This window comes from Myxococcus eversor (assembly GCF_010894455.1).
GTDB lineage: Bacteria > Myxococcota > Myxococcia > Myxococcales > Myxococcaceae > Myxococcus > Myxococcus eversor.
Map to the genome: position 1 here is coordinate 180,306 of NZ_JAAIXY010000026.1, position 6,948 is coordinate 187,253.

A 6,948-nucleotide genomic window follows, 5' to 3' on the forward strand; every position below is an offset into this window, starting at 1 on the left:
TTGCCCCGGGGCCGGAGCGATAGTTTTGGTTCTGCACGGACGCGTCAGGCAGACTGCCGCCCATGCTCCGTTACCGCGCCGACATTCGAACCCTCCTCTGGTGCCTGGCGATGGCCGTGGTGGCCCTCTCGATGTACGCGGCCCCCGCGCTCATCCCCTACCTGTGCCCGCTCGCGTGCTACCTGGCGCTGTCCGCGGGCGTCATCGCCCATAACCACAACCACTGCCCCACCTTCCGCAACCGGAAGATGAACGAGGCGATGGGCATGTGGCTGTCGTTGTTCTACGGCTACCCCACCTTCGTGTGGATTCCGACGCACAACCTCAACCACCACAAGTTCGTCAACAAGGCGGGCGACGCCACCATCACCTGGCGCTACTCGAAGAAGCACAACTTCCTCGTCGCCTTCCTCTTCCCCTTCGTCTCCACGTACTGGCAGCAGGAGCCGACGAAGGCCTTCATCGAGAAGGCGCGCACGCGCAACCGCGCCCTGTTCCGGCAAATCGTCCTCCAGTACATCGTCTGGGGCGGCACGCACGCGGCGCTCGTCGGCCTGGCGATTTATCTGCACGGAATCGCGGGCGGCCTGCGCATCTGGGCCTTCGCGTTCCTGATTCCGGCCTTCTTCTCGCTGTGGACCATCATGTTCTTCAACTACATCCAGCACGTCCACTCGGACCCCTGGAGCGAGCACGACCACAGCCGCAGCTTCACCGGCCGCCTCATCAACTTCTTCCTCTTCAACAACGGCCTGCACGCGGTCCACCACGAGACGCCGGGCCTGCACTGGAGCCTCCTGCCCGAGGCCCACGCCAAAATCGCGGCGGACATCGACCCGGAACTCAAGCCCGTCAGCTTCTTCGGCTGGTGCTTCCGCTCCTACGTCATGGCGCCCTTCTTCCCCCGCTTCGGCACGAAGCAGGTGGGCCGCGCCCCGTATGACCCGCCCGCGGGCGGCAAGGTCGACGTGTCCTTCGGCGACGAGCTGCAGGCGGTGGACTCCGGAGTGAACGTCGCGCGCGTCTGACGCACCCGCACACGTGTGCGGCCTGTGTGTGTCTTTGTCTTGTATTCCCCATCTCTCCCTGGAATCGGTCCAGGGGGAGTATTCGCCATGTGGCTGATTCTCGTATCTCGCGGTCAGAGGTACGGGCGGGCTGGGGGGGGAAGCAGACACGGAGGCACCACATGAGGATGGCCCCAGGCCCTGTCCGACCTATCACCCGCGAGGCGCCGCCTTCGCCCCGGGTGTTGTGGGTGGGGGTGGCGGGGGAGGCGTGGCTGGCACTGTCACGCGCGGCCCGGGCCCTGGGCTGTGAGCCGGTGCAGGCGTCGCTGCCCGGCGCGGTGAGCCTGGAGCTGTCGCGCGCGAGGCCCCGGCTGGTGTTGGTGCACTGGCGCCAGGTCCAGGAGCGGGGCCCTGGAGGGCTCAGTGGCCTCAAGGCCCGCGTGGGAGCGTCCGGCGCGCCCGTCATCCTGGTGGCGGAGCCGGAGACGCCCGCCGAGGTGCTGGAGGCCGCGGACGCCGAGGGCATCGAGGACTGTCTCCTGGCGCCGGTGGCTGAATCCTCGGTGCGGGCTCGACTGTCCGCGCTGCTGGGCGCGCGGGTGCTCCCCGCCACGAGCGAGCGCTACAGCCCGCGCGTGGTGTTGCTGGCGGGCGCGGGCGGCGCGCGCACGTGGGCGGGGCTGGGCTCGCTGCTGGAAGTCTCCGGCCACCACCTGCTGTACAGCGCCACGGTGGAGGGCGCGGCCGCGCGGGTGGAGGAGCACGGCGCCGCGCCCCACCTGCTCGTCGTCGTGGGGGACGGGGCATGGGGTGGCGTGTGGGCGCGCGCGGGCACTGTCGCCCGCTCGTTGCTGGAGGGCGTGCCCTCGCTGACGGTGACGGCCGCGGAGAGCGGGCGCTCGGCGGCGACGCTGTTGCCGCGCATCCACGCGATGCTGAGCCGGGAGGGCGCGTCGCTGCGGGTGGAGGAGCGGGTGCCCTTCTGCTGCCCCGTCGAGTTCGGCGAGAGCGGCCCGCAGGGGCTGGCGTGGACGTCGGGCGTGTCCTTCGCGCTGAGCCCCGGGGGCCTCTTCGTTCGCACGCTGGTGCCCGCGCGGCCCGGCTCGTCGGTGACGTTGCGCATCCACCTGCCCACCACGGGCGAGCGGCTGGAGTCCCACGGCGTGGTGGCGTGGGCCAATCCCTATGCGGCGCGCGAAGGTCTGTGTTTTCCCCACGGCATGGGTGTGCGGTTTTTGGGCATGGGCCCGCCGCGGTTGATGCATCTGCGCCAGCTCTGTCAGGCCACGGCCTCGCCTTGAAGGCGTGGCTCCAGGAGGTGCTTCGTCATGCGACGCAAGAAGGTCCTCCTCGTCGATGACTCGCACACGGTGCTGATGCTGCACCGGATGATGATGGTGGAGCGTGGCTTCGAGACGCTCATCGCCCGCGACGGGCTGGAGGCGCTGGAGCGCGTGCGGGACGAGGCGCCGGACCTCGTCGTGCTCGACATCCTGATGCCGAACCTGGACGGCCTGGAGACGTGCCGGGCGCTGCGAGAGCGCGAGCCCACGCGCCACACGCCCATCATCCTGTGCAGCACGCGGATGGAGCCGGACTGCGTGCAGGCGGGCTTCGAGAGCGGCTGCACCGACTATCTCACCAAGCCCTTCGCGGGCTCGGAGCTGGCGGCGCTCCTGAATCGCTACTTGGGCTCGGAGCGGGGCACGCGCGGCGGGATTTGACCGGGAGGCCGCGCCGGCAGCGAGCGGCGGGGCAGCGTCACCATGAACGTGGTGCCCTCCTCCTCGGTGGAGCTGACTTCAATGGCTCCGCCGTGCGCCTGGACGATTTCCCGGACGATGTAGAGGCCCAGGCCGTAGCTCATCTTCAGCGTGCGCGTCGTCTGCGGGCCGCTCCGGAAGGGCTCGAAGAGGTGGGGCAGCAGGTGCGCGGGGATGGGGCGCCCGCCGTTCTGGACCTCCAGCACCAGCTTGTTGGCCCGAGCCACGCGCGCCACCAGCTTCACGGGGGTGTCCGCGGGGCCGAACTTCAGCGCGTTCTCCAGGAGATTCGAGGCCACCTGGCCCAGCCGGTCCGGGTCCCACATGCCCTGGGTATTGCCCTTGTGCTCCACCTCGATGACGCGCTCGGGGTAGGCCACGCGGAACTCGTGGGCCACGCGCTCCACCAGGTCCTTGAGGTCCACCGGCCGGGGTTCAATCGCCACGCCGCCCATCAGCCGGGTGCGCGTGAAGTCCAGGAGCAGGCGGGTGAGCCGCTCGATTCGCACCGCCGCGGTGGCGATGCGCTGGCTGGTGCGCCGGGCGTCCTCGGCCGTGCCGGACTCCGCCATGACGCGAGACCAGTTCATGATGGCGCCCAGCGGGCTGCGGATGTCGTGGCTGACGATGCCCATCAGCTGCTCCTGGAACTCGGAGTGCCGGCGCGCTTCCTCTTCCGCCCACTTGCGCTGGGTGATGTCGCGGCTGATGCCGAACAGGCCCACCACCTTGCCGTCCGCGTCCCGCAGCACGCCCTTGGTGGACAGCCACACGCGAGGGCCCTCGACGCCGGGCTGCCCGTCCTCGTAGGTGACGGTGCGGCCGAAGGCGAGCACCTCCCTGTCGTTGGCGGCGTTGACGCGGGCGACTTCGGGCGCGAACAGCTCCAGGTCCGTGCGGCCCACCATCTGCGCGACTTCGTAGCCCACCGCCCGCGCGCCCGCGTTGTTGATGAGCTGGTAGCGGCCCTCCAAATCCTTCGTGTAGACGGCGTCCGTCGTGCCCTCGTGGATGGCGCGGAACACCTCGCTGGCGCGCCGCAGCTCCTCGCGCACCCGGTGCTCTCCGGTGATGTCGCGGCAGTGCACCAGGAGGCCCCCGGGCACCGCGCGCGCGCGCACGTCGAAGCACAGCTCGCGGTCCGGCCACTCGTGCTCGAAGCGCGCGGCGGCCTGCTGGGTGGCGGGCTTTTCGAAGAGCAGGTGGTGGCGCAGCTCCAGCAGGCCGGGGCACGCGCGGCGCACGTCGTCACCGGGCCCGGCGGCGCCGTCCAAGAGCTCCACCATGCGCGGGCTGACGTAGGTGAAGCGCCAGGCCGCGTCGAGCGTGAAGAAGGCGTCCGGCAGTCCCTCCAGGAGCGCATGGAGCGGTACGCCGCCGGAGGCCTCGGATGCCGCGGGCGGGGCCGGGGGACGCTGGCGCTTCTTGGCGGGGGTGGGGGGCATGCGTCGTGGGGTTTCGCGGGGGGCCAGGGTCCAGGGGTGAGCGGAGCGGGGTGGGGCCGTCACCCAGGGGGCGGACGGTCCGGCGCGTTCTCCGGCGCCCACGGGGGAACGCCTGGCGTGCGAAGCCGTCGCGGCGCGGCGCCTGTCGCTCGGGTGCGAGCGAAGGGTGCCACTGGCGAGGGGGCGCTTCGTGCTTCCGCGTGGGCCGATGCACGGAAGGGGGCGAGGATGAGGGTTGCGGTGAGGCGGGGGCGCATCCGGGCTGAACCATACTCCGCTCGCCGCCTCCCGCGAGCGGACCCTGGAGTCTCACCCCCTTGCTCGGCGCATTCCGGGGGTTGGAGGGGCCCCAGCTGCAACTCGAACGGACGAATGCGCCCCGGGTGAATACGGCTTCAGATAGCCAGGAAAATCGAGCCGACCTGGGATGTGCCGCTTTGGACTTGAGTCCGGGAGACCCGGCGGGTGGACCGGCCGGGGCTCGGGGGCGGGGCGGGCCCTTCCGGGGGACTCCACCCAGGCGGTGGTTCAGGCGGACTTCTTGGCCTCGGCGTCGTCCTGTTCGAAGAGGCTCTCCAGCTCCCTGCGGGCGCGGGCGGCGGCCTCCACGAGCTTCTGTTCGTCGCGGTGGAAGCGGGCCGTCTCGCGCAGGAGCTTCTCGTCGTGGTCCTTCAGGCGCTCCATGACGCGGTGGCTCTCGGAGAAGGTGAGGCCCATGGTCTGGAGGATGTCGCCGCCCATCTCCACGCTGCCGGCGAACGTCTCGCGCATCACGTGTTCGATGCCCAAATCCAGCAGTTGGTACGCGTGCACGCGGTTGCGGGCGCGGGCGAAGATGGTGAGGTGGGGGAAGTGCTCCTTCACCGTCCTGGCGGTGCGCATGGAGGCCTCGACGTCGTCGATGGCGAGCACGAAGACGCGGGCCTTGTCGGCGCGCGCGGCGCGCAGCAAGTCGAGCCGGGAGGCATCGCCGTAGAACACCTGGCTGCCGAAGCGCTTCATGAAGTCGATGTGCTCGGGGCTGGCGTCGATGGCGGTGAAGGTGATGCGCTTGGCGCGCAGCAGGCGGCCGACGACCTGACCCACGCGGCCGAAGCCGGCGATGATGACGGGGTGGTCCTCGTCGGGGGCGACGTCGTACTCGCGGGCCTGCGTCTTCGCCTGGAAGCGGGGGCGGCCCCAGCGCTCATAGGCGACGTAGAGCAGGGGCGTGGTGGCCATGGACAGGCCCACGACGACGACGAGCAGGTCCGAAAGCTCCGTGGACATGACGTGGAAGGACACGGCGAGGGCGAAGAGGACGAAGGCGAACTCGCCGCCCTGGGAGATGACGACGCCCAGGCTGAGCGCCGGCTCGTTCTCCTTGAGGTTGTAGCGTCCCAGGCCGTAGAGCACGGCGCCCTTGATGGCGACGAGGCCGACGACGAGGCCGGTGATGAGTCCGGGGCGCTCGATGATGAGGCCCAGGTTCACGCTCATGCCCACGGCGATGAAGAACAGGCCGAGCAAGAGGCCCTTGAAGGGCTCGATGTCGGCTTCGAGCTCGTGGCGGTACTCGGATTCGGACAGGAGGACGCCGGCGAGGAAGGCGCCCAGGGCCATGGAGAGGCCCACGGCGTTGAGGAGGGCGGCGGTGCCGACGACGACGAGCAGCGCGGTGGCGGTGAAGAGCTCCTGGCTGTGGAAGGACGCGACGGCGCGGAAGAGGGGGCGCAGGAGGAAGCGGCCGGAGAGCACGACGCTGACGAGGACGACGAGGACCTTGAAGCCGGTGCGCCAGCCGGGCTCGGCGGAGGCGGCGTCGGTGTGGCCGAGCAGGGGCAGCAGGGCCAGGAGGGGAATGACGGCCAGGTCCTGGAAGAGGAGGATGCCGAAGGCGAGGCGGCCGTAGCCGGTGGTGAGCTGGTTGCGTTCGGCGAGGAGCTGGAGGGCGAAGGCGGTGGAGGAGAGGGAGAGCCCGAAGCCGGCGATGACAGCGGTGCCGAGCGGCAGTCCGAAGAGGAAGCAGGCGGTGGCGAGCAGGGCGCCGGAGATGAGCACCTGGGCGCCGCCCATGCCGAAGACGGAGTGGCGCAGGTTCCACAGGCGGGAGGGCTGCAGCTCCAGGCCGATGACGAACAGGAGGAGCACGACGCCCAGCTCGGAGAAGTGGAGGACGTTCTCCACGTCGCCGATGAGCTGCGCGCCGGAGGGGCCGATGATGGCGCCGGCCACCAGGTAGCCGAGCACCGAGCCCAGCCCGAGCCGCTTGAACAGCGGGACGGACACCACCGCGGCACCCAGGAACACCAGCGCCTGATGCAGGAAGGACATGCCCCGCTTCCTCGCACGACGGAGGGACGTGAGCAATCCCGGGTGGTTGCCTGCCGGTACGTCGTTTGACGACGAAGAGATGTGGGGGCGCGGCGCGCTTGAAGCCAGACACGCGCCGCCGTGGGAGGCCGAATCAAGAGGGGGGACGCCGCGATGACATGCGGCGACCCGCGAGTGAACTCAGGCGCAGGGAACCAGGACCGGGTAATAGACGATGCTCGACTGGGCCCCCGTGGAGTCGACCACATACATCTTGGGCTTGACGGCTACGTCCGCGGGGAGCGTTTCGGGTAAGCGTTCACGGGGTGGTGCACGCCTGAGGGGCCAGTTGGGCTGCGAACGGTGGGCCTCACCCCGCTCGACGTGGACCGAGGACGGATTAGAAATACAGGGACGTGGCCACGCCCGACCCGAGAG

General features: G+C 70.2%; 5 protein-coding genes. 3 read left to right on the top strand and 2 right to left on the bottom strand.

The annotated features are described in order from the left end of the window. Positions 1 to 62: 62 nt before the first annotated feature. The 3 genes from G4D83_RS39090 to G4D83_RS39100 all read left to right on the top strand — a co-directional run bounded on the left by G4D83_RS39090 (position 63) and on the right by G4D83_RS39100 (position 2,734). Complete coding sequence (locus G4D83_RS39090; protein ID WP_205522829.1) at positions 63 to 1,028, top strand: fatty acid desaturase family protein; 966 nt, start codon at positions 63 to 65, stop codon at positions 1,026 to 1,028. Between the two features lie 161 nt (positions 1,029 to 1,189). Further along, complete coding sequence (locus tag G4D83_RS39095) at positions 1,190 to 2,311, top strand: PilZ domain-containing protein (RefSeq protein WP_163870015.1); 1,122 nt, start codon at positions 1,190 to 1,192, stop codon at positions 2,309 to 2,311. 27 nt (positions 2,312 to 2,338) lie between these two features. Then, complete coding sequence (locus G4D83_RS39100; protein ID WP_163870016.1) at positions 2,339 to 2,734, top strand: response regulator; 396 nt, start codon at positions 2,339 to 2,341, stop codon at positions 2,732 to 2,734. Here G4D83_RS39100 and G4D83_RS39105 read toward each other — a convergent pair. Together G4D83_RS39105 and G4D83_RS39110 are read right to left on the bottom strand one after the other, a co-directional pair. Then, positions 2,695 to 4,218 carry a sensor histidine kinase gene (locus tag G4D83_RS39105; RefSeq protein WP_163870017.1) on the bottom strand — a complete coding sequence of 508 codons (1,524 nt, stop codon included), beginning with the start codon at positions 4,216 to 4,218 and terminating at the stop codon, positions 2,695 to 2,697. The genes G4D83_RS39100 and G4D83_RS39105 overlap by 40 nt on opposite strands. Positions 4,219 to 4,746: 528 nt before the next feature. After that, positions 4,747 to 6,531 carry a monovalent cation:proton antiporter-2 (CPA2) family protein gene (locus G4D83_RS39110; protein WP_163870018.1) on the bottom strand — a complete coding sequence of 595 codons (1,785 nt, stop codon included), beginning with the start codon at positions 6,529 to 6,531 and terminating at the stop codon, positions 4,747 to 4,749. Between the last annotated feature and the right edge of the window lie 417 nt (positions 6,532 to 6,948).

What these genes read in the sequence shown, in the direction of transcription:
- G4D83_RS39095 (WP_163870015.1), top strand. Translation starts at nt 1,190, where the DNA reads ATGAGGATGGCCCCAGGCCCTGTCCGACCTATCACCCGCGAGGCGCCG.
- G4D83_RS39105 (WP_163870017.1), bottom strand. Translation starts at nt 4,218, where the DNA reads ATGCCCCCCACCCCCGCCAAGAAGCGCCAGCGTCCCCCGGCCCCGCCC.
- G4D83_RS39110 (WP_163870018.1), bottom strand. Translation starts at nt 6,531, where the DNA reads ATGTCCTTCCTGCATCAGGCGCTGGTGTTCCTGGGTGCCGCGGTGGTG.
- G4D83_RS39090 (WP_205522829.1), top strand. Translation starts at nt 63, where the DNA reads ATGCTCCGTTACCGCGCCGACATTCGAACCCTCCTCTGGTGCCTGGCG.
- G4D83_RS39100 (WP_163870016.1), top strand. Translation starts at nt 2,339, where the DNA reads ATGCGACGCAAGAAGGTCCTCCTCGTCGATGACTCGCACACGGTGCTG.